Origin of the sequence: Streptomyces alfalfae (assembly GCF_004127445.1) — a bacterium.
Taxonomy (GTDB): domain Bacteria; phylum Actinomycetota; class Actinomycetes; order Streptomycetales; family Streptomycetaceae; genus Streptomyces; species Streptomyces alfalfae.
The window spans coordinates 163,482-186,638 of the sequence record NZ_QEXM01000015.1; the positions used below are offsets into that span (position 1 = coordinate 163,482).

A 23,157-nucleotide genomic window follows, 5' to 3' on the forward strand; every position below is an offset into this window, starting at 1 on the left:
AGATCACCCCATGACCGACACCCCGACACGCGGCCTCACCATCAAACAACCGTGGGCCTTCGCCATCGCTGAGGGCTTCAAGACCACCGAGAACCGCACCCGGCGCACCAACTACCGCGGCACCCTGCTCATCCACGCCGGCCGCGGAGTCGATGACTCCGTGTCGATCGTTCGCCACAGCCGAGACGCGGCGATCCGGCTTGACGAGCTCGGTGGGCGCTCGAACTTCTGGGACGCCCGCACCTACCTCCCGAGCAGCATCGCCCCGCCCCCGCCTACGTCCCTCGCCCTGTGCGCGGTCATCGCCACGGCGCGGCTCGCCGACTGCCACGAGGCGGCCGACGGCTGCTGCCCCCCGTGGGGCCTCCCGGGTCAGTGGCACTGGGAGCTGGCCGATATCAGGCCACTCGACCGAGCGGTGGCGAAGTCGGGCGCGCTCGGCTTTTGGAAGCCGGATGCCGTGCTGCTCGACGCGATGCGGCCGGCCTGCCGGAAGTGCCGGACTCCGTTCGACCCCGCCGACCACCGGTTCGACGGCCGCGCGCAGTACCGCGACACCCCGTACTGCCGCAGCTGCACCGACTTCTGCCAGGACACCGAGATCGCCGACCACCGCTGCGTCATCTGCGCCTGACCACGAAAGGCCCCGTCATGGACACCTGCGAGGACTGCAACGGCTCCCGCTGCACCGAATGCCGGGAGCACTACTGCTGCGACGCCTGCCCCTGCGGGCTCTCCCACACCTGCAAGTGCGGCTGCGACGCGTACGAGCGCCGCGCGATGGCCAACTGACCACCGCCCGACCCCACACCACCAGGAGCAGCACATGCCCGACCACCTCACCGAGCAGCAGCTCACCGACATCGAAACCCGCGCCAACGCCGCCACCAAGGGCCCGTGGGGCTTCTACGACGGCGACACCTACGCCGACGTGGCCGCCGACCTCCAGATGACCAGCCGTGCCTCGTACTCGTACCGCCAGAAGATCGCGCAGCTTGAGGACGAGAACTACTGGGACGACCCGGACCACGAGGAGTACGACGAGCAGCGGGCCCCCGAGCAGATGGCAGCGAACGCCGCGTTCATCGCCCACGCCCGCGAGGACGTGCCCACGCTGGTCGTCGAGGTCCGCCGCCTGCGCGACGAGCTCGCCGAGGAGAAGGCCAGCCACAACCCGCGGCTGCGCTGCCTGATCGTCAAGACCGCGAAGGACCGCGACCAGTACGTCGGCTGGTCGACCATCGCCGACGGCCCCACCGGCGTGTGGTCCCGCCAGACCGCCCTCGCCTACGGCTTCCCGCCCTCCCGCCTGAACCGCGCCGACCTGAACGGCAGCAGTGACCTCTCCTGCGGCGACGGCCACTGGGACGACAAGGGCTGGGTCGCCGACCAACGCGGCTGGCTGCGCCGGGACCGGATCGGCGAGTACGCCGTCGAGTACCTGCATGGCGATCGGCAGGCGGCCTACGCCTTGCTGGAGCCGTTCGACGACGAGCCCGCCGGCCAGTGAGCAGCAGGACGCCCGCCCGTGTTGGAGCCACGGGCGGGCGCACCACCCAGCACACCACACCCCACCTGGAGATGACCATGACCGAGACGCCGTACACCGACGCCGACCTCCGCGCCGAAGCCGCCCGCCAGCACGCCACGCTTGCCGAGGACCCCGACTTCATGGGCGTCGGCGAGCAGATGGGAGACGCCTGGGTGCCCTCTGTCGAGACGACCGAGGACGGCAGCGCCCGCACCTGGAAGGACCTCCTCGTCACTCCGGATGAGACCGGAGACGACGAGGACTACACCGCGTTCGGTGAAGCGCAGCAGAAGATCCACGACCTGATCACGGGCGCGGCCGACGTGTCCGAGTGGGCCGTCAACCTCGGCGCCGACGGCCTGGAACCCCTGCCCGAACAGCTCAGCGCCCAGACCGATAACGGCCCCTGGTTCCGCCTGCACTTCGCCGTACGGCCCGACATGCCCGACGACATGCGCCGGGCCCTCGTCGAAGGCGTCGGCAGCGAGATCGCCAAGCACCTCTGACTCCGATGCCGGCCGCCGCGGCCCGAACCTGCGGCGGCCGGCCCCGGCCAGTCCACCACGACCACCCCGGAGACCACCATGACCACACCGCCCGCCGACCACATCACGCTCACCCGCGACCAGCTGGCCGCGCTCCTCGCCCACCACGCCGACGTCATCGCCGCCCGCTGGCGTGAGTCACCCGGCCGCAGTGCCTGGGTAGCCGCGTCCGCCCTGGACAGTCACGCCGCTGATCTGACCGCCAGCGAGGAGACGCCCGCGGTCGCCGAGTTGCTCGACTCGATGCTCTCCTTCGAGGCCGAGCACCGTGCCGCGCCGTCTGCGCCCGCCGACCGGGACCTCCGCAGCCTCCGACGGGTCGTCGACCGTCTCGCTGCCCACGCCCGAGGATTCCAGGACGTGCTGGACGAGTCCGATCGTGGCCCGTGGGGGCAAACCGTCGGCGCGGACATCAGCGAGTTGCAGGAGGCCGTGACCGCCCTGCCCGCGCTCGTCGACCGGGCCAGCGCGGATGCTGCCGAGCTTGCCGAACTAGACCGCGAGGGAGCCGAGCTGGTCTGCGTGGACCAGTGCGGCAGCTGTGACGCCTGCGGCATGGAGCCGTTCGGAACACCCGCCGAGGGCTGGCGTGAAGCCGCGCGCTTCCTGCGCCGGACGCCCCGCGACTCCGCCGACTTCCTCGGTGCGGTCCGAGGAGCCCGCCTCATTGAGGCCGAGCTGCGCCGCCTGGCCGACGATGCGCAGCAGACCGGCGGTCAGTCGTGACCCGCCGCTGCACGCGCGGGCACTTCATCCCCGCCACCGCCGAGACCACTGCCTGCCACTGCACGCTCCGGCCCCGCCGCCCGCGCCACCGCAGGTACTACTTCGGCTCCGACCTGTGGGGCCAGAACCTCGCCGCCCGCCGGAAGGTCATCCGCACCGTCACGCTCACCGGGAGCTACCTGTGACGACGCTCTGCCTCACCCGCGCCCACATCCTGGTCATCGCCGGATACGCCCGCGGCCACGACCGCGCCCGCATCGGCCGCGACCTCCACCTCGCACCCGGCACCGTCGCCCAGCGCCTACGCCGGGCAGCCCGCTCCGTCGGCATCCACGCCGGCGACCTCGCCCCGCAGCTCGTCCACTACGCCTACCAGCACGGCTACCTCGACGGCCTCCGCCCCGAACGCCGATGGCCCGTCGGGGTGCTGCCGCCGCGCCAGGCCGCCACCCTCGACGCGATCACCCGCGGTCTGTCCCTCGACGAAACCGCCGCCGAGATGGGCCTCTCCGCCCACACCGTCGCCACCCACCGGCAGAGCCTGTACGCGCTCCTCGGGGCCCGCACCACCGCGCATGCTGTCGCCCGCGCCTGGCAGCTCGGCCTCTTCGAGGGAGGGCCGTCGTGATCCTCGTCGTCGCCTACGTCCTCCTCGTCATCACCACCACCGGCATCCCCCTCGCTCACTGGCTCTACCTCCCACCCCTGCGGCCACGTCGAGCCCGACTCAGCCCACACCGAAAGGACACCTGACATGGGATGGAACAGCGCAAGCCGCATCTTCGACCCCGTCGCCACCGCGCTCCAGAAGGCCAACGCCGACGACAACACGAAGCGGACAGTACTCAGCGGCCTCATCCGCGAACTGCAAGACGGCGACTGGGACACCGAAGACGAGTCCCTGGAGGACTTCCTCGACGACCCCGCCATCGTCTCCGCCTTCGCCGATCGCAATGTCCACCTGAGCGACAGGCGATGCTGCGCACGCGAACTGGACGCGAACCCCCGCCAGGTCCTGCTCGCCATGCGTAACGAGGACGTGAGCGAAGAGGCCATGGTCGAGGCGCTCGATGCGTACGCCAGCCACCTCGCCCGCACGCTCCGCGCGTGCAAGGACGAGGTGCGCCTGTCGACGCTCTCCAGGCCGGACATCGTGGCGTGGGCCGCGGACGTGATCGACCCGCAGGGGCATGTGTGAGCACCTACGCGCGCGCCATGACCGCCATGTACACCGCCGCCGCCCTCGTCCTCGCCTACAGCGCCGTCCAAGAAGCCCGGCACGGCCTGCCCTGGGTCGCCATCTCGTGTACGGCCGGAGCCGTCATGGCCGTCACCGCCGCCATCCGCGAAACCGACATCGACCACCAGCTCCGTGCTGTGGCCGTCCAAGTCGAGCGCGCCGTCCGACCGCCCTACGACCCCGTCGAAGGCATCGTCCGCGTCACACTCGCCAGCGCATGCTGCGAGACCTGGTGGACATCCATCGGCACCGACCACGAGGGCACCTGCCGCAACGCACCGAGGAGCAGCGCCGCATGAGACACACCGCCGACACGATCACCGACGACGACCTCGACGCCCTGTACGCGCGCGCCGACCGGGCCGAGGCCGCCATCGCCCGGGTGCGCGGCGTCGCCACCCAGCTCGAAGAGTTCGCCGAGAACGCCCTCCGAGTCGATGACCAGAAGCTGTACAGGACCATCGCCAGCGATCTCCGCGCCAAGGTCGACGACGTGCCCGGCCCGGCAGCGACCGAAGCGACCGAGCCCGCCGAGCAGCACTGAGCACAACGAAGGGGCGCGCCCTCGTCCGCCATGACAGCGGGCACGCCCCCAGGTGCGATCACCGTACCGCGCCCCACGCACCACAGGAGCACCCACGATGACCACCACCGCCAACCTCTCCACCGTCATCCTCCACTGGCCCGACCTCACCGAAGCCCTCGGAGCCCGCAGCACCCCCACCTGGCCCCCCGCCGGCCGCATGAGCGACCACCTCCGCGCCCTCGACCAAGCCGACGCCGAACTCCTGGAAGCCGAACGCCACCGGTCCCTCGCCCTGCGCATCTTGGAGCGGGACCCCGCACAGCTCGGCGAGCGGCCCATCCCGATCCGCCTGCCGATCCACGAGACCATGCGCATCGTCCGCGCCCTCCTGCTGGATTGCGCCGACGCAATCGCCGAGAGCGTGCAGCGGCGCCCGATCGCGCCCCCGGCACCGCGCCGTGCCGCGTACGCCCGCACCCGGGCCGAGCGTCTCGCCTGGGACGACCATGCCCGTCGCGTGCAGGCCGCCCAGGATGATGCTGCGGACCCGCGGCGCTGGCGGTGGACCGGCATCCGCCCCGACGCCCCGTACACCGCGCTCTGGCTCCTCGGCAGGGTCCAGGGCGCACCGGGCCCGTTCCGGCCGCTCAGCGAGGTCGACGCCGAGCACATCGCGGGCGTCGCGCACACGGCGGCCTGGCACGTCGAGCAGGCCCTCGACGTCGGCGAGCGGACGGCCGCCCTCGCGATCCCGTGCCCGACGTGCGGCGGGCAGGTCTCCTTGCACGGTGGGGCGGGCGCGTCCCCGGTAGCGCGCTGCACTGGGTGCGGGCAGGTCTGGACGTACAGCCAAGAGATCGCGGCCTAGACGATCTCCTCTTGTGGGAGTACCGTGCTGAACAACCCGCGCCGGTACGCCGAGCACACGTGTGCTCCCACAGAGAAGGACCGTCGCGATGATTCCTCTTCCCCCTGCGCGAGCCGCCCGCCTCTTCGCGGACATCGAAGCACAGCAGAGGCAGTTCCCTTCCGAGCAGCACCTCGTGCCGCTGCCGCACTGCCCGGTTTGCGCAACCCGGCCCTACGAGATCACGCACTGGGCGGAAGGCCGCACACTGACGTTCAGCACCTGCGGTCACATCTTCAGTCTCAGCCGTGAGGCACTCGTCGCCGGTCTCGTGGCGCGGCGCACAGCCTGACGGACGGACCGGGCAGCACGCAGCCCGCCGTTCCCTACATGGCGCGGCGGGCCTTTCGCTTGCGTGCCGTCGCGGACAGCAGGACGAGCGCTTACCGCGTAGAGACGACCTCGGTGCCGGACTGTCCGCAGGCTGCGCACTCGAAAGGCACGACGTCCTGCCGTCGTCCATCGTCGGTGGTGCGCTGTGTGCCCAACCCCCATGTCACCTGATCCGGGTCCTCGGACTTGCACCTCGGACATGGCCACCAGCGTGATCCCGTAACGTCCATGACAGCTCCCTATGCAGCCTCGTACTGGTGCGCGCGCTCGCCCCGCCACGTGAGCCAAGACGGATCGTCGAGCAGCGCCTCCGCGTCGGGCAGTCCCGCCCGGCGCAGGAACTCCACCACGTCGTGATCGGAGTGGGCAAGGCCTAGGATCTTCCCGCCCGCAGTGACCCGCCGACCGCCGGAGCCGAGCGGCGGGTGAACGACTATAGGTGTGCTCGCCATAGCTCGATGGTGCGCCGGGCTGGTCACTCCAGCACGCCGAGCGCGTTGTCCGGCCGACAGTGCGGGCACGCGTCGACCTGCTCGTACAGCGCCTGCCGCGCCTGCTCGCGGGGTATGCCGCGGGAGCGTTTGCCCGCCATGTGGCAGCCGCCGGCATGGACGTACACCGCGGCCCGCCCGTCGAGGCCCTGCTCGATCGTCCAGTCCGGGGCCGGCGGCCGGGCCTGCTCGCCGCGGTGTTGCTCGGTCTGGCGCCGTTCCTCGTCGGCGATCCATGTGCGGGTGCGCTCCAGGTCGCCGAGCTGTACGCGTTCGAGGAAGCGCAGCAGGTCGAGGCGGGTAAGCGGAGCGCGGTCGTTCACATGTTCGAGTCTAGCGAGCGGTGGGCGCGCTGCCGACGGCTAGTCGACGGGGTCCTCGTCACCGTGCCGGACGGCCTTCTTCGCCGCCATCTCGACCTCGTGCCGCGCCTGCCCGGTCGCCGCGGCGTGCGCGGTGACGGCGGCCTGGAACGCCTCGGCCGCGTCGGCCCACCTGCGCCACTGCACGCGGTACTCCTCGTCGGCGAGTCCGGCGAGCTGTGCGCGCGCCTCTTCGGCGAAACGTTCCAGCTTGATCAGGTCATCGGAGATGTCAGCCACGGCGGGATCTTAGAGCGGGCGGCACGAAGCCCCCGCCTCGACCCGCGAGGCAGGGGCCCGGATTCGCGCGGCTACGGCCGCCATTCCTCGCGGCACCCGGACCGGTCCGCGTAGGGCAGCGCGAGCAGGCGCAGCGTGGTACACGGGTACCGCTCGCCTACGCACTCGGCGCAGAAGGGATCGTCGACCTCGCCGAGTACTCGATCCGGGCGCTCCCGGTAGTCCACGGCATGCAGCGCCACGAGCTGCCGCTTGACGTCGATCTCGCGCAGCACCCGCGCCGGATCATGCGCGGCTACGTGGAGGCAGTCCTCACGGGCGCGGTACGAATCGGTGTACGCGACCGGCCAGTGCTGTCCGTCATCACCCACCACACCCTCATCGCGGACCCGCCACGGGCCCGGCGTCGCCGCCTCCGCGATCCGCTCGTCCGCGTCGAGTTGCTCGCCGTACCACTGCACGAGCTCATCCACCGCTACGCCTCCTCCTGCTCGACCCGCGGCCGGTCCTTCCCCGACCCCTTGTAGCCGCGCAGCAGATCCTGAACGGTGCTCGGCTTCACTCCCAGCCGCTTCGCGATCCCCCGGACCGACTCCCCCTCGGCCTTCATCTGGTTCGCCAGCTCGGCCCTTTCCGCGGTCCACCGAGCGGCCCGCTCGCGTGTCGCTGCCGTGATCTGGACCTGCGCGCGTGACCGCGCTTCCGGGTCGGCGATGCGTTCTACGGCGTCAAGCGCGTCGAGCACTCGCTCCACCTCCTCATCGTCTGCCACGCCCGCACCTTCCTGATTCGGCGGGCCTTCACCAGACGTCTGCATGGTGACCGCACGACTGGTGTATGGTCACCGTACAGCACCGGGTGAGAGCCCGCGCTGAGCAACAAGTAAGCCCCGGCCCGGAGTTGCAGCTCCACGGTGGGCCGGGGCGGACCCACCCACAACGCGAGAAGGAGCAGGTCCGCCATGGAGCGTACCGATCAGTCCACCCCGCAGCCCAGCCCCACGGCCGAGCCCCGCACCCTCGATGACCTCGTCGCCACCGTCATCTGCCCGGCCTGCCGTGTCCCTGTAGGCGCCCGCTGCGTCACCCGCGCTGGCAAGCCCGCCCGCGAGTCGCACGGCCGCCGGGTCGAGGCGTTGGAGCAGGCCGTCGGCATCACGCAACACCGCGCCGCAGTTCGAAGCCAGAAGCCGGAAGCCTGGTGGTCGAACGGCGTCGACCGCGACGCTGAGGCGGCCCTGCTCTCGGCCTACGCCGCCCGCACCCTGCCCCGTCCGGCGGTGACCGCATGAGCGAGCCCGTCGACACCGACCCCCAGGCCGACGCCACTGAACTCCTCAACCGCGCCGCCGAGGACTACGCCGCCGCGCAGGCCCACCGCGAGGAGCTGTCCCACGAGGACCGCGTGCACGGGAACGAGGCCGTCTGATGGGCCTCTTCCGCCGCCGCGAGCAGCCCACCCGCGACTACCCCACCGCCGCGACCAGCGTCACGGGCGACGCCGGGCGCTTCCGCCGCCACAAGACCAGCGGCGCCCGCCGCGCCGACCGCCAGGGCCAGGCGTGGGAAGACCGCGACCGCGCCCAAGACCGCCGAGGCGGCTGGTACCGCTCCGCCCGCTGACCCGCCCCGACCGCCGGGCCCCGCGCCCAACCCCCGGCCGCGGGGCCCGGCCCTCACACCCCCACCGGAGACGCCACCGTGACACCGGACCAGCTCACCACGTGGGCGGTCGCCAACCCCTGGCCGGCCGCCATCCTGGCCACGGCCACACTCGCCACCACCGCCCTCACCACGTGGGGAGGCATACTCGCCATCCGCGCGGTGCGCTTCCCGCCCGCGGCCGTACTCGTCGCCGCCGCCGGGGCCCTCGTCTGCACCACGTACTCCGCCGACGCGAGCTGGCGGTTCGCCGAGCACCACCTCGACATGACGGCCCTCACCGAGCGCCTGGTGATGTTCGCCGCCGCCGAGCTCGCCCTCCTCGCCTGCGCCGTCATGGCCCGCGCCAACAAGAAGGCCACCACCACCGACGATCAGGCGGGCACACCGGGCGTGCCCGGCGTCCTCATGTGGGTCATCACCGGCGTCCTCGTCATCCCCTGCTACGCCGAGAGCGGCCCCATCGGCGGCACCGTCCGCGCCGTCATCGGCCCCGTCATGGCCGGCCTGCTCTGGCACCTCGCCATGGGACTGGAGATCCGCGTCGTCCGCCCCGAGGCCCTGTCCACCGGGCTGCCCGCGATGATCGGCCGGGAGCTCCGCGAGCGGCTGCTATCCCGCCTGGGCATGGCCACGCGGAACCGTACCGCGGAGCAGATCACCCGCGACCGGGCGACCGCGCGCGCCGTACGTCTCGGCGCGCGCCGCTGGCTCGGCCCGTGGGGCAGGGCCCGGCTCGCCGCCGCCCTCGCCCGCTCCGGCGCGGCGACCAACGGCGAGCAGCGTCACACGCTGATGCAGCAGCTCGCCGGGCGGCGCAGCGCGGGAGAGCTGCGGACCGTACCCGTCGTCTCCCCGTGGGTACAGCCGCCCGTACCCGAGGCGTACCCGCGTACCCCGCTCGGCGTGACCGGCGAGCAGCTGCGGCGCATGGACCCGATCGAGGCGATCCGCTGCGTGCACCGCGCGCACCCGGCCGCCGGACCCGCCGAGCTGGCCACGCTGTGCACCGAGTACGGCGTACCCGTCACCGAGGCGCAGGCCGGTCTCGCCCTGCGCGCGGGCCAGTGGGGAGCGGGCCCGGTCATCGACCCGTCCGCCCCCGATCGGCCCGAGCTGAGCCCCGTACCCGAGCCCGTACCCGACGCCGTACCCGCGCCCTCACCTGCCGGGACGCTCGACCTCGACCTCGCGGACATGCCCGAGGTACACCCCGAGGTACGCGCACCCGAACCCGTACTCGCCGCCGACCGCACCCGCACCCAGGTACACGCCCGCGTACCCGACGAGCCGGTGCACGAGCCGAGCGAGGACCCCCTCGCGTTCATCCAGCGTCGGGCCCGAGGGGAGCACGAGAGCGCCTCGCGCGCGCCCGGCAGCACGGCCGTACCTGCGGAACTCCTCGCTCGCGCCCGCGTACTCGACGCCGAGTACAGGCGTACCCACGACGGCCGCCCCATCTCAATCCGCGCCCTGAAAGCCGGGCTCCGCGTCGGCCAGCCACGCGCCGAGCAGGTACGCGACGCCCTTGCCGAGAGGACCACGTCATGACCGCCGTCGGAGGGCTGATCCTCGCCCTCGTCTGCCTCGCCACCGTCGGCCTCGCCGCAGGCATCGGCATCGCCACCCTCGACGGCCGCGAGCCCTCATGGCTCGTCGCGATCGTCCGCGCGGCAGCGGTCGGCATCGCCGCGGCCTGCTTCCTCCTCGCCGCCCTCCACCAGCTCGCCGAGGCCCTCTCATGACCAGCAAACGACCGATCACCCCGACCCGGATCATCCCCGCGGGCCAGCCGCTCCCGGGTCCCCCTCCTCCCGCACCGCCTCCGCGCCCCCCGGTCGGGCCCCCGCCCCCGCCTTGGCCCACGCCGCGGCCTGCCGCACCGCCTCCACCCCCGCCGCCCGCGCCGGTCGACGTCCACGTGCACGTCACCGTCGAGCCGTGGACCCCGGTCGAGCCGGAGCCCGAACCCCGCTGGTACCAGCGCATCCGCATCGCCTACAACGCCGCGTGCGCCCTGATCGGCCTCATCATCTGCGGGCCGTGGGCATGGGTCCTGGACTCCATCCGCGACGAGCAGGGCCTCGCCGGCGCCTGGGTCATGGCCCTCATCCCCCTCGTCGTCCTGGGGTTCCTCGACAACGCCCGCCGCATTGAGGCCGAGGCCGCGCACCCCGACCTGTGGGCCCCGAAATGGCGCGCCGCCCTGGCCCGCGTCCTGCTGTGGGCCGCCATCCTCGCCACCGCCCTCACCCTGCCCATCGCCACCACCGTCTACTGGATGACCGGAGTGCACGCGCCATGAACCAGTTCACCACCGGCACGATCACGACCGCGGGTTTCGCCCTCGCGCTCGGCCTCCTCGGCGCCGAACTCTGGCAGTGGTGGAAGGGCGGGGGCGGAGGGGGCGGGGGCGGCGGCAAGAAGGGCGCCCCGGCCGCAGCGACCGGCCCCTCCCGCGACCCCAAAGCCTTGATCCCGCTTGCGTTCGGCATCGTCTTCGGCATCCTCATGATCGGCTGCCCTGCAGGGTTCCTCGGCCAGCTCGGCGGCATCCTCCGCTGGGGCGGCAACGGCGGCGGCGGGTTCGCCATGAGCTTCCTCACCGGGCAGGACGGCACCGCCTTCGCGCAGGCCGCCGCGCCTCGGCTGGACGGCTACGGCGCCGTCCTGGTCACCGCCTTGACCATCTCCTTGTGGCTCGTGCGCAAGAAGGTGCCCAAGCTGCCCAAGGGCAAGTGGATGAAGGGCGTGTTCATCGGGGTCATGCTGTGCATCAGCACCGGCACCGCCGCGATCGTCGCGCAAACCGTCATCGGCGGCGCCAACGACGCAGGCCGACAACTCTTCGACGTCGTGAGGACTGCAGACGTCGGGACGCTGGCATGAGCGCCCCCACCACCGTGCAGTGGCTGCGCGCCGCCGCCGGACGCATCTGCATCGGATCGCAGCGCCTGGCCGTGCACCTCTCCCGCCGCCTCGTCGCCCGCGCGCGAGCCCTGTACGCGCGCATCCGGGGCTGGCTCAGCTCGTCGAGCGGCCTCTCGCGGTGGCTGAAGGTAGCCCTCTTGGTGCTCGCGTACATGCTGCTCCGCAAGATCGTCTTGGGCGTCGCGGGCGGCATCTACCGGCGCATCGAGTCCGGCGCCTGGTCGTGGATGCTGTGGCCCGCCGCACTGCTGTGGCTCATCGCCGCCTACCGGGCTGGGCACCCCAACTGGAAGCCGAAGGCGCCCGCCGCCGCCGCGGCCGCCGAGGAGCCCGAGCCGGAGGCCGAGCAGCCGCCGACCTCCGCGACGAGCACCACCGAGCAGCCCCCGGCCGGGCCGCCGCCTGTCTCGTCCGTCGCGCTCGTCGCCGCGGTCCGAGACGTCGGCACCCCGCACGCCCAGCTACGCCCTCTCGCCGAGCACCTCGGTACGACCACCGACGCGGTGCGCGCCGCCGCCGCCGGGCTGGGGTGGCCTGTCAAGGACGTGCGCATGGCCGGGCGTTCGGCGTCGGCGGGGCTGCGCTGGGACGAGGCCCCGTCCCTGCCCCCTCTCGACCCCTCTCCCGGTGTCGTCGGTGCAGGTCAGCGCGCCGACGACAACGACGACGACAGACGCGAGGAGGGGGCCGGAGAGGGGTTGCGTGTCAAGGCCATCGGGCACGGCGGGGCGATCGTCTACGACCCCGCCGAGACCATCCGCCACCACAAGACCCACCACTGACCCCGAAGCGGTAACACTCTGAAGAGAGGCCCCGCCGTGCACCCCCGTCACGGCGGGGCTTCGCCGGTTCCCGCCCGCGCCGACGCCCCATCTCGCTACGATCCGCACCTCACACACGCCCTGGGGGAACCATGCGCCACACCACCGTCACGCTGCTCACCACCTGCCTGCTGCTCGCCGCGGCCACGGTCAGCTGCTCAAAGTCCGCAGACGAGAACGCCAGGGACTGCGCCACGGCGCTCACAAAGCGGACCGGCGGCGACTCCGCGGACACGCCCACCGTCAGCGAGGCGGAGAAGCGGACCGACGCTCTCGACGACACGCTCGCCGGCATGGTCCGTGCGGGGCACGCAAGCCTGGCCAAGGACGCAGCCGACGCTGTGGAGAAGAAGTCCAAGAAGGGCCAGAGCCGACCGGAGGCGTGCGAGCCGCTCGCGGAAGACGACTACAAGGCGCTGCTCATGGCCAAAGCCATCGACGGCCTCGGCTGGACGGACAAGGACGGGAAGTTCGACAAGAACAAGATGCTCGATGGCATCTCGAAATACGAGTAGTTGCGATCCCGACGATCACGCCCCACAATGGGCCCCACGTCCGGCGTGCCCGGACACAACAGCCCCGCCACAGCGCGGGGCTTCCGCATATCCCCACCCACACGACACGGCATGATGGCCCCCCTCAGCACAGACACCCCTGGGGGGACCATGAACCACCGCACCACCGCCGCACTACTGCTCTCGGCAGCTCTCGCCCTCACCGCCTGCTCATCCGGCGACGACAAAGCCGACAGCGAACCGCAGACCAAGCCGAGCCCCACTGCTCCCGAACTGACGCAGAAGCAGAAGGACGAAGCCGCACGATCAGCCGGCCTGCCACCGAAGCCCGACGCCGCCGAGCAGGCCAAGCTCATCCGGGCCCTCCAGGCCGCCGCCCCGGACGTCGTCCGCTACGAGGACAAGGCCGTCGACGCCTCACGCAACCAGTGCATGGCGATCAATGGCAAGGCGAAGCGCCTCGACTGGCTCGCGTCTCAGCGCTTCACGTACAAGGACGTCACGACGACGGAAGAGCAGGGCGCGAAGATCAACGAAGCGCTCAAGGCGACGGGTTTCTGCAAGGGCTGATCCGTACGACGAGCCCGGCTGCAACGTACTGCGGCCGGGCTTTCGCATGCCAGGAGGCTCACCCCCATGCCTGCAGCCAAGCCATTCCGCCTGAAGCTCGCCGACGGACGCACCTACGAGGGCGCCAAGTTCGCTGACGGCTTCGTCGTCGTCCACCACCCAGACCATCCGAACATCTGCACCGTCGCCATCAGTCTCGACGCCCTCACCGCCGACCAGCCCGAAGGGCACTGGCTCCACGGTGCCACGGCCAGCTGGTACCGCTGACCCGACCGGATCGGAGGCTCACCCATGTCCGAACTCACCACAGCCCAGCGCCTCGCCGCCTACCGCAAGGAACTCGACAGCGAGGGCATCCCCATCGGCCTGACCGACGACCTCGTACGCGACGCCGCCCACCACCTCCACCGAGAGGACGACGGGCCCACCCTCGCAACCGATCTGGAGGACGACGACACCCCATGCGCGGGCGTCACGCACGTGCGCCTCGTCCCCCACCTCGACCGAGACGCCATGACCCAAGTCGTACGCGACATGCACGAGCGAGCCCACGCCCTCCGGGACCCCCTCCCCCTCGTAGCCCCCTACCGGTACCCCTACCAGGGGTAGCCCCCATGCCCACCGCCCCACCCACCCGATGCACCGACCCCGAGTGCCACGAGTACGCCACGACCAAGGGCCGATGCGACGCACACCAGCGCACACCATGGGCAGGACGAGACGACAAGGCAGCCAGATACGGGATCAGCTCAGGACGATGGGCCACCCTCAAGCGCAAGGTCACCGCACGCGATCACGGATGCTGCTACCGATGCGGAGCCGACCAAGGCGACACAGGACCCGACGACGACCCGTTCGTCCTCGACCACGTCATCCCCATCAGCGAAGGCGGCTCGCCCACCGACCTCGACAACCTCGGCCTCCTCTGCCCCTCGTGCGACACGATCAAGAGCCGGGCCGAGGCACTCCGAGGAGCCGACCGAGCCCGCGTACGACGTGCAGGACTCACGGGACACCCCTCATGACCGCCGCACACGGCCCACGACGCCCCTCCGGACACCCCTGGGGGCCCAGAAGACCCCCCACACGGCCGTCAGGGAGCACCAAAATCCGACCTGCACGACGCGAATTTGGGCTCTCCAGAGACCAAAAAACGGGGTCTGAACAGCGAAATTTCACCTCCGGCGACCCCTCCGACGGGCCACTCCCCCCTCTGGGGGGTAGGGGAGTCGAAATCGCTGGCCAAGATCACAGAGGGCCCGGCGCGGTCAACTCGGCGCACGCCATCTCAGAACGCTGATAGGGGGTCCCGGCCATGGGGAGGACCGCTCAGCCCGCCGCCCTCAAGTTGATCAAGGGGCGCGGCAACGGCAAGGACAGTGGCGGCCGGCCGGTGAACGCTGGCCCGGCCTTCAAGCGGCTGCCACCGGAGCCGCCGGAGTGGCTGAGTGACGAGGCGGCCGCGGAGTGGGCGCGGGTGCTGCCGGAGTTGGCCCGGCTGGACCTGGTGAAGGAAGGCGACCGCTCGGCGCTGGCGGCGTACTGCGAGGCGTGGGCGACGTTTCGGGACGCGACGGAGACGGTGCAGCGCGAGGGTCTGACGATCCAGGCGGCGCAGGGCACGCTCGCACACCCCGCGGTGGCGATCGCCCGGAACGCGGGGAAGGAGGTCCGCGCCTGGGCGGCACACTTCGGCCTGACCCCGAGCACGGAGCAGGCCCTGGCGAGAGGGGCCGACGATGGCAACGAGGACGAGAACCCGTTCGCCTGAGCCGACTCCCCGGGCCCTCCTCGACGACGCTGAGCTGGAGCGGCTGAAGCTCAGCCCTGAGATTGCCTGGTACCTGGCCGAGCGGGGTATCCCGCTGCCGGACTGTCCGCCGCTGATCCAGACACCTTCGCCTGGTGAGGCGCCCGGCGCGGTGTTCGATCCCGAGCGCGTGGACAAGGTCATCAGCGCGTTCTCGAAGCTGCGGCACACGCAGGGGCAGTGGGCGGGCCGGCCGCTGGTGCCGGACCCCTGGCAGGTCGCGTACGTGCTGGCGCCCATCTTCGGCTGGGTGTACTGGGAGGCGGACGCTGACGCGTACGTCCGTGTGGTTCGCGAGCTGTACGTGGACGTGCCTCGCAAGAACGGCAAGTCCACCCTCTCCGGCGGCATCGCGATCTACATGACGGCGGCCGACGGCGAGCAGGGCGCGCAGGTCGTCGCGGCGGCCACCAGCACGCGGCAGGCCGGGTTCGTGTTCCAACCGATCCGGCAGCTCGCCGAGCGCGCGCCTGCTCTGAAGGGGCACGTCAAGCCGCTCCGCGGGAAGATCCTGCACCCGAAGAGCGGCTCGTACTTCGAGGTCGTCTCGTCGGTGGCGGATGCCCAGCATGGTGCGAACCTGCACGCGGCGATCATCGACGAGCTGCACGTCCACAAGGACCCGGAGTTGGTCGAGACGATCGAGACCGGCACCGGTTCCCGGACGCAGCCCCTCATGGTCATCATCACGACGGCGGACTCCGGGAAGCGGGAGTCGATCTACGACCGGAAGCGTGGCCGGGTCGAGCAGCTCGCGCGGCGGGTGTTCACGGCGCCGACTGTCTACGGCGTGGTTTGGGCAGCGGAGAAGGAAGATGACCCGCATGCCGAGTCGACGTGGGCGAAGGCGAATCCGGGGTACGGCGTCTCCCCCACGAGGGCGTACATGCGGGCGCGGTCGGATGAAGCGAAGCAGTCTCCGGCCGACCTGGCGAAGTTCCAGCGGCTGCATCTCGGGCTGAGGACGAAGCAGGAGACGCGGTTCATCACGCTGCCGGACTGGGACACGAACGCCGGCCTGGTCGACGAGCAGCGGCTTGTCGGGCGGGAGACGTGGGGCGGTCTGGACCTTGCCAGCACGAGCGACCTGTGCGCGCTGTGCTGGCTCTTCCCCGATGACCGGGACGGGGCCGGGGACGGCGCGGTCGACGCCATCTGGCGGTTCTGGACTCCGGAGGAGAACTTGGCGGCGCTGGACAAGCGCACTGCCGGACACGCCTCCGTCTGGGTGCGCGAGGGCTGGCTGACGCTCACTCCCGGCAACGTCGCGGACTACGAGTGGATCGTCGAGCAGGTACGGAAGGACCGCGACACCTTCAAGGTCAAGTCCCTGGGGTACGACCCGTGGAATGCCTCTCAGCTCACCACGATGCTCACGGCCGAGCGGGCGCCGCTGGTCAAGGTGCGGCAGGGCTACTTGACGATGAACCCCGCGATGAAGGCCGTGCAGCGGCTGGTGAGGGCGGGCACGGCGGAGGCACCGATGCTGCGGCACGGCGGCAATCCGGTGACCAGGTGGTGCGTGGACAACTTGGCTGTGGCGATGGACCCCGCGGGCAACGTGAAGCCCGACAAGGCGTCGAGCGGCGACAAGATCGATGGCGTGTCGGCACTGGCCACAGCGATGTCGGAGCTGCTCGCGCGGCCGAGGAAGAAGCGGTCGGCCTACTCGGGCGACGAAGAAATCATGGTCGTGTGACGCGGCCGGACTTGGGAGGTCGCGGTGTTCGCGTGGCGGCGTACGGCGGTCCGTAAGCGGGTCGTGGTCAACCAGAAGGAGCGGGCGTTCCGCGGGGTGCTGTGGGCGCAGCGGGGGCCGCTGTTGGTGCTGCGGGACGCGGAGTTGCTGGAGGCCGGGCGGGAGCCGCAGCGGGTGGACGGCGAGGTCGTCATCGAGCGGTCGCAGGTTGAGTTCACGCAGGTGCTCGCGAGCGGGGGTGGCTGACGGTGGCGTTCGTCGTCTCCTCCGGGCAGCTCGCGACGACCGGCGCCGGAGTGATGCCCGGGTACGCGGCGCTGCCCGCGCCGGCCGCGCCGTGGGAGTACGCCACGATCTGGCGTACTCAGCCCCAGGTGCGCACGGTCGTGGGGTTCCTCGCCCGGAACATCGCGCAGCTCGGCATCCACGTCTTCCGCCGTATCTCGGACACCGACAGGGAGCGGCTGGCGGATCATCCGCTGGCTCAGCTGCTCGGCGCTCCTCTGCCGCGGCTGACGTCGTACCGGCTCGTCGAGAGGCTCGTGTCTGATGTGGCGACCTACGACAACGCGTACCTGATCAAGTTGCGGTTGGACGGGGTGCTGCGGCTGCTGCCCGTGCCGCCGTCGCTGATCCGCCCGTACGGCGGGAACTGGATCGCCCCGGAGTACTACGAGACTGCGGGCGGCCGGGACTTCCCCGTCGAGGACGTGGTGCACATCCACGGCTACCAGCCCGAGACGCTCACCCACGGCTGCTCGCCGATGGAGGCGCTGCGGGATCTCCTGCTGGAGGAACGGGAGTCAGCGAAGCAGCGCGCGGCGATGTGGAAGAGCGGCGCGCGGATGACGGGTGTGATCACGCGCCCTCCCGATGCCGAGTGGAACGCGGATGAGCGCCGCAGGTTCAGGGAGATGTGGCGGACGTTCGCGCAGGGTGGCGGCGCCGAGGGCGGCACGGCGATCCTCGAAGACGGCATGCAGTACAACCCGGTGTCGATCAATCCGCAGCAGGCGCAGTACGTCGAGGCGCGGAAGCTGACGCGGGAGGAGGTCGCGGCGGCGTTCTTCATCCCCCCGCCGCTGGTCGGCATCCTCGACCACGCCACCTTCAGCAACATCAGGGAACAGCACCAGCATCTGTACCAGGACACGCTCGGGCCGTGGCTGGTGATGTTGGAGCAGGAGATCGCGGCGCAGATCCTGCCCGACCTGCCCGGTGACAACAGCGGCGTGTATGCGGAGTTCAACATCCAGGCGAAGATGCGCGGCTCCTTCGAGGAGCAGGCTGCGGCGGCGAGCACGGCGACGGGCGGGCCCTGGATGACGCGCAACGAGATCCGGGCGAGGAACAATCTGCCTGCGGTCGAGGGCGGCGACGAGCTGATCACGCCGATGAACGTGACGGCTGGCGGGCTCGCTTCGCCTCGGGACACCGCGCCGGAGCCGGGCGACGTCGCCAAGGCTCGGCGCCGTCGGGCCGGGCGGAAGAGCGCTCGGCCCGACGAGCTCGGCGACGCGGACGAGGAGCGTGACGCCCTGGCGGCCGCGCTCGTGGTGTTCACTGAGCGGCAGGCGGACCGGCTGCTGTCCGCCGTCGGCGCGAAGGCTGACGGCATGCCGGACCTGCTGGAGGCATGGGCACAGGGCAGCGAGGACCGTCTCGCTCAGCTCTCCGCTCTGCTCGCGGAGCACGGCTACCGGCTGGCGCAGGTCGGGGCGTGGGAGGTCCTCGACGAGTACAACCCGGATGCTGAGGGCTGGTCGCCGGAGGTGATGCTGGCCTGGTGCCTTGCGGCGGCTGAGGCGCACGCCGAGCTGCACGAGGAGGCGGGGCGTACCGCTGTGGCCGAGGTGCAGGCGGCCGGTGGCGAGGACTGGCGTGAGCAGCTCGGCTCGGCGGCCTCGGCTTGGGCCACGGCGGCCGCGGTACGGGCGGCCACAGCCGCCACGGAGTTGCGCTCGTTCGGCGGGCACGATGCGGCGTCCGCGTCGGGCCTGGTGCGTAAGACGTGGCGTACCGGCTCGAAGCCGCGACCAGAGCACAAGCGGATGGACGGCGAGACCGTCGCGCTCGGCGAGACCTTCTCGAACGGGCTGCGCTGGCCGGGCGACTCCTACGGCGACGCCAAGGACAACGCGAACTGCAATTGCGACCTGACCTACGCCTACGGCGAGGAGTGATCATGCGTACGAAGGACTTCGCCGCCCGCGTGAAGGCGGCCGGCCCTGACGATGGCCTGGCGGTCGGGCAGTTCACGGCCCTGGTGTCCGTGTTCGACAACGAGGACAGCGTGGGCGATGTGGTCCGCGCGGGTGCATTCACGGAGACGCTGGCGGCATGGGCGGCGAAGGGCGACAGCATCCCCGTCATCTGGAGCCATGCGTGGGGTGATCCGTTCGCGCATATCGGCCACGTGGTCAAGGCGACGGAGACGCTCGCCGGTCTGGAGGTCACGGGGCAGATCGACGACCTGGAGGAGAACCCCACGGCCGCGCAGGTGTCGCGGCTGCTGAAGGGCCGCAGGGTCACGCAGTTCAGCTTCGCGTACGACGTCGACGAGGAGGCGTACGTCCGCGACGACAACCACAAGTACGGCGGCTACTGGGAACTCAGGAAGCTCAGCCTGCACGAGGTTGGGCCCTGCCTGGTGGGCGCGAACCAGGAAACCGAGCTCCTCGCGGCGAAGGCCTCCGGCCTCGTACGCGGGGTCAAGGCGGGACGAGTCCTGTCGGCGCAGAACGTCGACAAGCTCACGTCCGCCTACGAGTCGATCGGCGAGGTACTCCAGAGTGCCGACCCGGAGAAGAACCGCAAGACCAGCGAGCAGCCCGGCCGCCCGGGCGCCCCGGCCGCCGGCGGCAACGAGCCGTCCGCCGCCGAGGACGCCCCGCCCGCCAAGGGACAGCCCGCTTCCGATGACGACCTCGACGCTCGCGTCGCGGCCGCCGTCGCCAAGGCTCTCGCCGCGCGCGAGAGCAGCACGACCGACAACCCCAGCAGTACCGAGGACGAGACCACGCCGGGCCCCCGCGAAGCCGCGTCGGAAGACGACGCTGCCGCCAAGGCCGGTGCCGCCTCTGCCCGTCTGCGCACCGACCTCCAGCTCCTGGAGCTGGAGGCCTCGCTCACGGACTGAGGAGATACCCCATGCCCATCCTGACGATGGAAGACCTCGCCGGGCAGATGAAGCACCACCTCACTGAGGCGCGTGCCATCGCCAAGAAGGCCGAGGATGAGGACGGCCGTCCCTTCACTGAGGAGGAGTCGACGGCCCTTCGCGAGCACATGGCCAAGGCCACCGAGGCGAAGGCCGAGATCGAGAAGCGCAAGGGGAACGACGAGCTGCGTAGGGCGCTCGCGGACCTCGGCGACGACATCGCCCTGAACGCCAAGACCGACAACGACGGCAAGCGGCGCACCGCGTCCGGGTTCGAGCTGCCGGACCGCAAGACCATCGGCGAGGCCTTCGTCGACTCCCCGGAGTACAAGGCCCTCGTCGAGCAGGCACCGAACGGCACCTTCGGGCAGAAGCAGCGCGTGCAGTCCGGCATGGCCGGGTTCAAGAGCCTGGTCACCGGCGGCTCCGACACCTCCGCAGGCGCGTGGGTCACCAACGACCAGATCGGCCTTCAGGTCGGACTCGACGCGTTCCAGCGCCCCCTGCGGCTGCGCGACGTCGTCACGTCCGGCACGACCACCTCGGACACGGTCGAGTACGTGCGCGTCACCTCCGTGACGAACGCCGCCGCACCCGTGGCCGAGGCCACCACCGCGGCAGCACCAACCGCGCCCGGCAGTGCCGGTGCGCTCGTCAACGCTGCGGGCGGCGGCTACAAGCCGGAGAGTGCACTCGCCGCGGCGAAGGTGACGACGCCGGTGAAGACCATCGCGCACTGGATTCCGATCACGAAGCGCGCACTGTCTGATGCCGCGCAGGTCCGCACCCTCATCGACGCCTTCCTTCGGTACGGCCTGGAGGAGGAGCTCGAAGACCAGATGATCGGCGGTGACGGCACCGGCGAGAACTTCGAGGGCCTCGGCAACGTGTCCGGCGTGCAGGCGCAGGCCTGGGACACCAACGAGTTCACGACCCTGCGCAAGGCCAAGACCAAGGTGAGGACTGTCGGGCGCAGCATCGCCAACGCCTACCTCCTCAACCCGGCCGACCTGGAGACGCTCGACCTCAAGCAGGACAACGAGGCGCGGTACTACTTCGGCGGCCCGAGCGGGGTCGGCACCGCACAAACCCTGTGGGGGCTTCCCATCATCGAGACCGAAGCAGTGCCCGCAGGTACGGCGTACGTCGGGGACTTCCGCAAGTCCATCCTGTGGGACCGGGAGCAGGCCACCATCCAGATGACCGACTCCCACCTGGACTTCTTCATCCGCAACCTCGTGGCGATCCTCGCGGAGATGAGGGCGGCCTTCGGCGTCGTGCAGCCGAACGCCTTCGTCGAGGTCGACCTCACCGCCTGAGAGGAGGTAGTCCCATGGCGTACCTGAACCCCAGCGCGGGCGCGGTCCGCGAGGGCAAGCAGGCCGCAGCATCGGCGAACGCCGCGGCGATGACGACCACTGTCGCGGCCGGCGCCAATCCGACGAAGGCGGAGTTCGACAAGGTCGTCACCGACCTGGGCGTGCTGCGCACGGCGCACAACGACCTGCTCGCGAAGCTCCGGGCGGCCGGGCTGCTGGCCCCCTGATGTTGTTCACGCGACAAACCGCAAGAGGGCAGTGTCCGTGCGGCGCGCAGCACGCGGCGTGCGGCCCGCCCTCTGGCGTGGTCCCGGTCGATGAGCGAATGGAGGTGGCCGTCGTGGGCGGCCCGCTGAAGAAGTACCGCGTGACCTCGGCGTCCGGCGTCGAGAGCGTGGTCAAGTACAACGCTGCCGATGCCGAGCGGCTCGGTCTGACCGACGCCGACCTCGCGCCTGAGCGCCAGGCCGCGTCCGACGTGCAGCTGCCCGACGACGAGCCGCAGGCGAAGGCCCGCAGTGGCTCGCGGAACAAGGCGCGCACCAGCGCGAGGAGCAAGGCGGCCGACGGTGGCGGGGCCTGAGCCGCTGCTCCTGGCCGAGCCCGCGCAGCTGGACAAGTTCCTCAAGGTCGGCGTGGACGATCCGCAGCTCTTGGCTGCGCTGCACGCCGCGAGCAACCGCTTCCGCGGTCACGTCCGGCACCCGGTCACGCGGGTCACGGGCGATGTGGAGCAGCACGACGGGGACGGTACGAACGTGCTGCACCTGCGGGCCGCGCCGGTCGTCACGGTCACGCTGGTGGAGGTGGACGGCGTCGCGGTCACCGACTACAAGGCGCTGCGCCGATCCGGGGTGCTGAAGCGCACCGCCGGGTGCTGGCCGGCGGACGCCGAGATCGACGTCACGTACGACCACGGTCTCGCGGTCGTCCCGGCGGAGATCGCCGAGGTCGTCGTCGACCAGGCCCGCGTCATCTACCGCGTGGACCCGGCGATCGCACAGGTGTCGACGGGCAGCGACAGCGTGACGTTCGCCGCCACGGCGGCGGTGGGCGTGACCTCGCAGTGGTCGGAGGTCGTGGCCGCGTACCGGCTGAACCGGGGCGATGGCTCGTGATCAGCAACCCGCTGTACCGGGACACGGTCACCGTGATCCGCATGGTCCGGGGCGAGGACGACCGCGGCAACGAGACGTGGACCCCGACTCCGGTCGACGTCTCGGGCTGCAACGTCCAGCCCATGTCTTCCACCGAGGTCATCGAGGGCAAGGCGCAGACCATCACCCGGTGGCGGCTCGCTGGCCCAGCCGATCTCGGATTGACCGCGCACGACCGCGTGCAGTTCGAGGGCCGCACCTTCGAGGTCGACGGCGACCCCGGGGTGCACCGCTCGTTCGGCGGGGTCCTCGACCACACCGAGGCGATCCTGATGGAGGTGAAGGGCTGATGGCCAGACAGGTCAGGTTCGAGCCGGACCCGCGCGGGATCGGCGAGGTGATGCGCTCCGCGCAGGTACGGCGGGCCCTGCGAGAGACGGCTGACGCCATCGAGCCGCGCGCGAAGACGCTGGCGCGCGCTGAGGTGTCCGACGAGTTCGCGGAGGCGATCTACGTGGAGGAGGACACCCGGCCCCGCGGCCGGCCGACCGCCCGCGTCATCGCCGACCGCGAGGACGGCGAGAGCGTCGAGTGGGGCGACAACGCCCAGGAGCGCAGGCGAATCCTGGGACGAGCTGCGCAGGTCGGCCCGATCCTCCAGGACGGCGGGTGA

Annotated in this window: 40 protein-coding genes; 35 read left to right on the forward strand and 5 right to left on the reverse strand. The window is 71.2% G+C overall.

Translation table 11 applies throughout. The annotated features are described in order from the left end of the window. The first annotated feature begins 10 nt into the window (after positions 1 to 10). From DCW30_RS05700 to DCW30_RS05740, 11 genes are all read left to right on the forward strand, one after another. Positions 11 to 634: an ASCH domain-containing protein gene (locus DCW30_RS05700; RefSeq protein WP_076686173.1), complete on the forward strand. Its 624-nt coding sequence runs from the start codon at positions 11 to 13 to the stop codon at positions 632 to 634. A 17-nt stretch (positions 635 to 651) separates the two neighbouring features. Further along, positions 652 to 792 carry a hypothetical protein gene (locus tag DCW30_RS36580; protein WP_162933585.1) on the forward strand — a complete coding sequence of 47 codons (141 nt, stop codon included), beginning with the start codon at positions 652 to 654 and terminating at the stop codon, positions 790 to 792. Positions 793 to 826: 34 nt separating this feature from the next. After that, positions 827 to 1,510, forward strand: a complete 684-nt coding sequence (locus DCW30_RS05705) for a hypothetical protein (RefSeq protein ID WP_076686170.1) — start codon at positions 827 to 829, stop codon at positions 1,508 to 1,510. 77 nt (positions 1,511 to 1,587) lie between these two features. After that, entirely contained in the window at positions 1,588 to 2,037 is a 450-nt protein-coding gene (locus DCW30_RS05710; protein ID WP_076686169.1) for a hypothetical protein, read from the forward strand. A 78-nt stretch (positions 2,038 to 2,115) separates the two neighbouring features. Further along, complete coding sequence (locus DCW30_RS05715; RefSeq protein ID WP_076686167.1) at positions 2,116 to 2,802, forward strand: hypothetical protein; 687 nt, start codon at positions 2,116 to 2,118, stop codon at positions 2,800 to 2,802. Continuing rightward, the gene (locus DCW30_RS36585; protein WP_076686164.1) at positions 2,799 to 2,987 is read left to right on the forward strand and encodes a hypothetical protein; all 189 of its coding nucleotides are present in this window, start codon (positions 2,799 to 2,801) and stop codon (positions 2,985 to 2,987) included. Before DCW30_RS05715 ends, DCW30_RS36585 begins: the two co-directional genes overlap by 4 nt. Next, on the forward strand, positions 2,984 to 3,430 hold the full coding sequence (locus DCW30_RS05720) for a helix-turn-helix transcriptional regulator (protein ID WP_076686162.1): 447 nt from the start codon (positions 2,984 to 2,986) through the stop codon (positions 3,428 to 3,430). Before DCW30_RS36585 ends, DCW30_RS05720 begins: the two co-directional genes overlap by 4 nt. Before the next feature lie 126 nt (positions 3,431 to 3,556). Further along, positions 3,557 to 4,000: a hypothetical protein gene (locus DCW30_RS05725; RefSeq protein ID WP_076686160.1), complete on the forward strand. Its 444-nt coding sequence runs from the start codon at positions 3,557 to 3,559 to the stop codon at positions 3,998 to 4,000. Then, the gene (locus DCW30_RS05730; RefSeq protein ID WP_076686158.1) at positions 3,997 to 4,341 is read left to right on the forward strand and encodes a hypothetical protein; all 345 of its coding nucleotides are present in this window, start codon (positions 3,997 to 3,999) and stop codon (positions 4,339 to 4,341) included. The genes DCW30_RS05725 and DCW30_RS05730 overlap by 4 nt, the downstream gene beginning before the upstream one ends. Further along, a complete protein-coding gene (locus tag DCW30_RS05735) occupies positions 4,338 to 4,586 on the forward strand; it encodes a hypothetical protein (protein ID WP_076686156.1) in 249 nt (82 codons plus the stop codon). Before DCW30_RS05730 ends, DCW30_RS05735 begins: the two co-directional genes overlap by 4 nt. Before the next feature lie 97 nt (positions 4,587 to 4,683). Then, positions 4,684 to 5,436, forward strand: a complete 753-nt coding sequence (locus tag DCW30_RS05740) for a hypothetical protein (RefSeq protein WP_076686154.1) — start codon at positions 4,684 to 4,686, stop codon at positions 5,434 to 5,436. 611 nt (positions 5,437 to 6,047) lie between these two features. Here the strand turns inward: DCW30_RS05740 and DCW30_RS05745 are convergent. From DCW30_RS05745 to DCW30_RS05765, 5 genes are all read right to left on the reverse strand, one after another. Continuing rightward, positions 6,048 to 6,260 carry a hypothetical protein gene (locus DCW30_RS05745; protein ID WP_076686150.1) on the reverse strand — a complete coding sequence of 71 codons (213 nt, stop codon included), beginning with the start codon at positions 6,258 to 6,260 and terminating at the stop codon, positions 6,048 to 6,050. A gap of 23 nt (positions 6,261 to 6,283) precedes the next feature. Beyond that, positions 6,284 to 6,622, reverse strand: a complete 339-nt coding sequence (locus DCW30_RS05750; RefSeq protein WP_076686149.1) for a DUF6233 domain-containing protein — start codon at positions 6,620 to 6,622, stop codon at positions 6,284 to 6,286. A 39-nt stretch (positions 6,623 to 6,661) separates the two neighbouring features. Then, entirely contained in the window at positions 6,662 to 6,901 is a 240-nt protein-coding gene (locus DCW30_RS05755; protein ID WP_237283434.1) for a hypothetical protein, read from the reverse strand. A 71-nt stretch (positions 6,902 to 6,972) separates the two neighbouring features. Further along, on the reverse strand, positions 6,973 to 7,374 hold the full coding sequence (locus tag DCW30_RS05760; RefSeq protein WP_076686148.1) for a DUF6221 family protein: 402 nt from the start codon (positions 7,372 to 7,374) through the stop codon (positions 6,973 to 6,975). A gap of 2 nt (positions 7,375 to 7,376) precedes the next feature. Then, entirely contained in the window at positions 7,377 to 7,673 is a 297-nt protein-coding gene (locus tag DCW30_RS05765) for a helix-turn-helix domain-containing protein (RefSeq protein WP_079250129.1), read from the reverse strand. Positions 7,674 to 7,862: 189 nt separating this feature from the next. Here DCW30_RS05765 and DCW30_RS05770 point away from each other — a divergent pair, with 189 nt between their 5' ends. The 24 genes from DCW30_RS05770 to DCW30_RS05885 all read left to right on the forward strand — a co-directional run bounded on the left by DCW30_RS05770 (position 7,863) and on the right by DCW30_RS05885 (position 23,157). After that, positions 7,863 to 8,192 (forward strand): zinc finger domain-containing protein, encoded by a 330-nt coding sequence (locus DCW30_RS05770; protein ID WP_076686146.1) that lies wholly within the window; start codon positions 7,863 to 7,865, stop codon positions 8,190 to 8,192. Next, on the forward strand, positions 8,189 to 8,329 hold the full coding sequence (locus DCW30_RS36590) for a hypothetical protein (RefSeq protein ID WP_162933584.1): 141 nt from the start codon (positions 8,189 to 8,191) through the stop codon (positions 8,327 to 8,329). The genes DCW30_RS05770 and DCW30_RS36590 overlap by 4 nt, the downstream gene beginning before the upstream one ends. Next, entirely contained in the window at positions 8,329 to 8,523 is a 195-nt protein-coding gene (locus DCW30_RS05775) for a hypothetical protein (RefSeq protein WP_076686145.1), read from the forward strand. Before DCW30_RS36590 ends, DCW30_RS05775 begins: the two co-directional genes overlap by 1 nt. Before the next feature lie 78 nt (positions 8,524 to 8,601). Further along, positions 8,602 to 10,113: a hypothetical protein gene (locus DCW30_RS05780; protein WP_076686142.1), complete on the forward strand. Its 1,512-nt coding sequence runs from the start codon at positions 8,602 to 8,604 to the stop codon at positions 10,111 to 10,113. Further along, positions 10,110 to 10,307: a hypothetical protein gene (locus DCW30_RS05785; RefSeq protein WP_079250128.1), complete on the forward strand. Its 198-nt coding sequence runs from the start codon at positions 10,110 to 10,112 to the stop codon at positions 10,305 to 10,307. Before DCW30_RS05780 ends, DCW30_RS05785 begins: the two co-directional genes overlap by 4 nt. 176 nt (positions 10,308 to 10,483) lie before the next feature. Further along, positions 10,484 to 10,867, forward strand: coding sequence for a hypothetical protein (locus DCW30_RS05795; RefSeq protein WP_076686137.1), 384 nt, complete (start codon positions 10,484 to 10,486; stop codon positions 10,865 to 10,867). Beyond that, on the forward strand, positions 10,864 to 11,451 hold the full coding sequence (locus DCW30_RS05800; RefSeq protein ID WP_076686135.1) for a hypothetical protein: 588 nt from the start codon (positions 10,864 to 10,866) through the stop codon (positions 11,449 to 11,451). Before DCW30_RS05795 ends, DCW30_RS05800 begins: the two co-directional genes overlap by 4 nt. Beyond that, positions 11,448 to 12,275, forward strand: a complete 828-nt coding sequence (locus DCW30_RS05805; protein WP_076686133.1) for a hypothetical protein — start codon at positions 11,448 to 11,450, stop codon at positions 12,273 to 12,275. The genes DCW30_RS05800 and DCW30_RS05805 overlap by 4 nt, the downstream gene beginning before the upstream one ends. A 131-nt stretch (positions 12,276 to 12,406) precedes the next feature. Next, a complete protein-coding gene (locus DCW30_RS05810) occupies positions 12,407 to 12,829 on the forward strand; it encodes a hypothetical protein (protein WP_076686130.1) in 423 nt (140 codons plus the stop codon). 150 nt (positions 12,830 to 12,979) lie between these two features. Continuing rightward, a complete protein-coding gene (locus DCW30_RS05815; RefSeq protein ID WP_076686129.1) occupies positions 12,980 to 13,399 on the forward strand; it encodes a hypothetical protein in 420 nt (139 codons plus the stop codon). Positions 13,400 to 13,465: 66 nt separating this feature from the next. Beyond that, positions 13,466 to 13,666, forward strand: coding sequence for a hypothetical protein (locus DCW30_RS05820; protein ID WP_076686126.1), 201 nt, complete (start codon positions 13,466 to 13,468; stop codon positions 13,664 to 13,666). 24 nt (positions 13,667 to 13,690) lie between these two features. Further along, positions 13,691 to 14,008, forward strand: a complete 318-nt coding sequence (locus tag DCW30_RS05825; RefSeq protein WP_076686125.1) for a hypothetical protein — start codon at positions 13,691 to 13,693, stop codon at positions 14,006 to 14,008. A 5-nt stretch (positions 14,009 to 14,013) separates the two neighbouring features. Beyond that, on the forward strand, positions 14,014 to 14,424 hold the full coding sequence (locus DCW30_RS05830) for an HNH endonuclease (protein ID WP_076686123.1): 411 nt from the start codon (positions 14,014 to 14,016) through the stop codon (positions 14,422 to 14,424). A 290-nt stretch (positions 14,425 to 14,714) separates the two neighbouring features. Beyond that, complete coding sequence (locus DCW30_RS05835; RefSeq protein ID WP_076686121.1) at positions 14,715 to 15,170, forward strand: phage terminase small subunit P27 family; 456 nt, start codon at positions 14,715 to 14,717, stop codon at positions 15,168 to 15,170. Continuing rightward, positions 15,139 to 16,908, forward strand: coding sequence for a terminase large subunit (locus DCW30_RS05840; protein ID WP_076686118.1), 1,770 nt, complete (start codon positions 15,139 to 15,141; stop codon positions 16,906 to 16,908). Before DCW30_RS05835 ends, DCW30_RS05840 begins: the two co-directional genes overlap by 32 nt. Before the next feature lie 24 nt (positions 16,909 to 16,932). Beyond that, entirely contained in the window at positions 16,933 to 17,154 is a 222-nt protein-coding gene (locus DCW30_RS05845; protein WP_076686115.1) for a hypothetical protein, read from the forward strand. 2 nt (positions 17,155 to 17,156) lie between these two features. Further along, positions 17,157 to 19,091: a phage portal protein gene (locus DCW30_RS05850; protein ID WP_076686114.1), complete on the forward strand. Its 1,935-nt coding sequence runs from the start codon at positions 17,157 to 17,159 to the stop codon at positions 19,089 to 19,091. Positions 19,092 to 19,093: 2 nt separating this feature from the next. After that, complete coding sequence (locus DCW30_RS05855) at positions 19,094 to 20,047, forward strand: HK97 family phage prohead protease (protein WP_076686111.1); 954 nt, start codon at positions 19,094 to 19,096, stop codon at positions 20,045 to 20,047. Positions 20,048 to 20,058: 11 nt separating this feature from the next. Then, complete coding sequence (locus DCW30_RS05860; RefSeq protein ID WP_076686110.1) at positions 20,059 to 21,387, forward strand: phage major capsid protein; 1,329 nt, start codon at positions 20,059 to 20,061, stop codon at positions 21,385 to 21,387. Between the two features lie 14 nt (positions 21,388 to 21,401). Further along, positions 21,402 to 21,614 carry a hypothetical protein gene (locus tag DCW30_RS05865; RefSeq protein ID WP_076686108.1) on the forward strand — a complete coding sequence of 71 codons (213 nt, stop codon included), beginning with the start codon at positions 21,402 to 21,404 and terminating at the stop codon, positions 21,612 to 21,614. A gap of 98 nt (positions 21,615 to 21,712) precedes the next feature. Further along, positions 21,713 to 21,970 (forward strand): hypothetical protein, encoded by a 258-nt coding sequence (locus DCW30_RS05870; protein WP_076686106.1) that lies wholly within the window; start codon positions 21,713 to 21,715, stop codon positions 21,968 to 21,970. Then, the gene (locus DCW30_RS05875) at positions 21,957 to 22,505 is read left to right on the forward strand and encodes a mobile element protein (RefSeq protein WP_076686104.1); all 549 of its coding nucleotides are present in this window, start codon (positions 21,957 to 21,959) and stop codon (positions 22,503 to 22,505) included. The genes DCW30_RS05870 and DCW30_RS05875 overlap by 14 nt, the downstream gene beginning before the upstream one ends. After that, positions 22,502 to 22,834, forward strand: a complete 333-nt coding sequence (locus DCW30_RS05880; protein WP_079250126.1) for a phage head completion protein — start codon at positions 22,502 to 22,504, stop codon at positions 22,832 to 22,834. Before DCW30_RS05875 ends, DCW30_RS05880 begins: the two co-directional genes overlap by 4 nt. After that, positions 22,834 to 23,157: a hypothetical protein gene (locus DCW30_RS05885; protein WP_076686101.1), complete on the forward strand. Its 324-nt coding sequence runs from the start codon at positions 22,834 to 22,836 to the stop codon at positions 23,155 to 23,157. The genes DCW30_RS05880 and DCW30_RS05885 overlap by 1 nt, the downstream gene beginning before the upstream one ends.

What these genes read in the sequence shown, in the direction of transcription:
- DCW30_RS05700 (WP_076686173.1), top strand. Translation starts at nt 11, where the DNA reads ATGACCGACACCCCGACACGCGGCCTCACCATCAAACAACCGTGGGCC.
- DCW30_RS05735 (WP_076686156.1), top strand. Translation starts at nt 4,338, where the DNA reads ATGAGACACACCGCCGACACGATCACCGACGACGACCTCGACGCCCTG.
- DCW30_RS05800 (WP_076686135.1), top strand. Translation starts at nt 10,864, where the DNA reads ATGAACCAGTTCACCACCGGCACGATCACGACCGCGGGTTTCGCCCTC.
- DCW30_RS05820 (WP_076686126.1), top strand. Translation starts at nt 13,466, where the DNA reads ATGCCTGCAGCCAAGCCATTCCGCCTGAAGCTCGCCGACGGACGCACC.
- DCW30_RS05740 (WP_076686154.1), top strand. Translation starts at nt 4,684, where the DNA reads ATGACCACCACCGCCAACCTCTCCACCGTCATCCTCCACTGGCCCGAC.
- DCW30_RS05815 (WP_076686129.1), top strand. Translation starts at nt 12,980, where the DNA reads ATGAACCACCGCACCACCGCCGCACTACTGCTCTCGGCAGCTCTCGCC.
- DCW30_RS05785 (WP_079250128.1), top strand. Translation starts at nt 10,110, where the DNA reads ATGACCGCCGTCGGAGGGCTGATCCTCGCCCTCGTCTGCCTCGCCACC.
- DCW30_RS36590 (WP_162933584.1), top strand. Translation starts at nt 8,189, where the DNA reads ATGAGCGAGCCCGTCGACACCGACCCCCAGGCCGACGCCACTGAACTC.
- DCW30_RS05885 (WP_076686101.1), top strand. Translation starts at nt 22,834, where the DNA reads ATGGCCAGACAGGTCAGGTTCGAGCCGGACCCGCGCGGGATCGGCGAG.
- DCW30_RS05705 (WP_076686170.1), top strand. Translation starts at nt 827, where the DNA reads ATGCCCGACCACCTCACCGAGCAGCAGCTCACCGACATCGAAACCCGC.
- DCW30_RS05830 (WP_076686123.1), top strand. Translation starts at nt 14,014, where the DNA reads ATGCCCACCGCCCCACCCACCCGATGCACCGACCCCGAGTGCCACGAG.
- DCW30_RS05810 (WP_076686130.1), top strand. Translation starts at nt 12,407, where the DNA reads ATGCGCCACACCACCGTCACGCTGCTCACCACCTGCCTGCTGCTCGCC.
- DCW30_RS36580 (WP_162933585.1), top strand. Translation starts at nt 652, where the DNA reads ATGGACACCTGCGAGGACTGCAACGGCTCCCGCTGCACCGAATGCCGG.
- DCW30_RS05725 (WP_076686160.1), top strand. Translation starts at nt 3,557, where the DNA reads ATGGGATGGAACAGCGCAAGCCGCATCTTCGACCCCGTCGCCACCGCG.
- DCW30_RS05860 (WP_076686110.1), top strand. Translation starts at nt 20,059, where the DNA reads ATGCCCATCCTGACGATGGAAGACCTCGCCGGGCAGATGAAGCACCAC.
- DCW30_RS05870 (WP_076686106.1), top strand. Translation starts at nt 21,713, where the DNA reads ATGGAGGTGGCCGTCGTGGGCGGCCCGCTGAAGAAGTACCGCGTGACC.
- DCW30_RS05835 (WP_076686121.1), top strand. Translation starts at nt 14,715, where the DNA reads ATGGGGAGGACCGCTCAGCCCGCCGCCCTCAAGTTGATCAAGGGGCGC.
- DCW30_RS05710 (WP_076686169.1), top strand. Translation starts at nt 1,588, where the DNA reads ATGACCGAGACGCCGTACACCGACGCCGACCTCCGCGCCGAAGCCGCC.
- DCW30_RS05865 (WP_076686108.1), top strand. Translation starts at nt 21,402, where the DNA reads ATGGCGTACCTGAACCCCAGCGCGGGCGCGGTCCGCGAGGGCAAGCAG.
- DCW30_RS05840 (WP_076686118.1), top strand. Translation starts at nt 15,139, where the DNA reads ATGGCAACGAGGACGAGAACCCGTTCGCCTGAGCCGACTCCCCGGGCC.
- DCW30_RS05715 (WP_076686167.1), top strand. Translation starts at nt 2,116, where the DNA reads ATGACCACACCGCCCGCCGACCACATCACGCTCACCCGCGACCAGCTG.
- DCW30_RS05775 (WP_076686145.1), top strand. Translation starts at nt 8,329, where the DNA reads ATGGGCCTCTTCCGCCGCCGCGAGCAGCCCACCCGCGACTACCCCACC.
- DCW30_RS05825 (WP_076686125.1), top strand. Translation starts at nt 13,691, where the DNA reads ATGTCCGAACTCACCACAGCCCAGCGCCTCGCCGCCTACCGCAAGGAA.
- DCW30_RS05855 (WP_076686111.1), top strand. Translation starts at nt 19,094, where the DNA reads ATGCGTACGAAGGACTTCGCCGCCCGCGTGAAGGCGGCCGGCCCTGAC.
- DCW30_RS05745 (WP_076686150.1), bottom strand. Translation starts at nt 6,260, where the DNA reads ATGGCGAGCACACCTATAGTCGTTCACCCGCCGCTCGGCTCCGGCGGT.
- DCW30_RS05770 (WP_076686146.1), top strand. Translation starts at nt 7,863, where the DNA reads ATGGAGCGTACCGATCAGTCCACCCCGCAGCCCAGCCCCACGGCCGAG.
- DCW30_RS05805 (WP_076686133.1), top strand. Translation starts at nt 11,448, where the DNA reads ATGAGCGCCCCCACCACCGTGCAGTGGCTGCGCGCCGCCGCCGGACGC.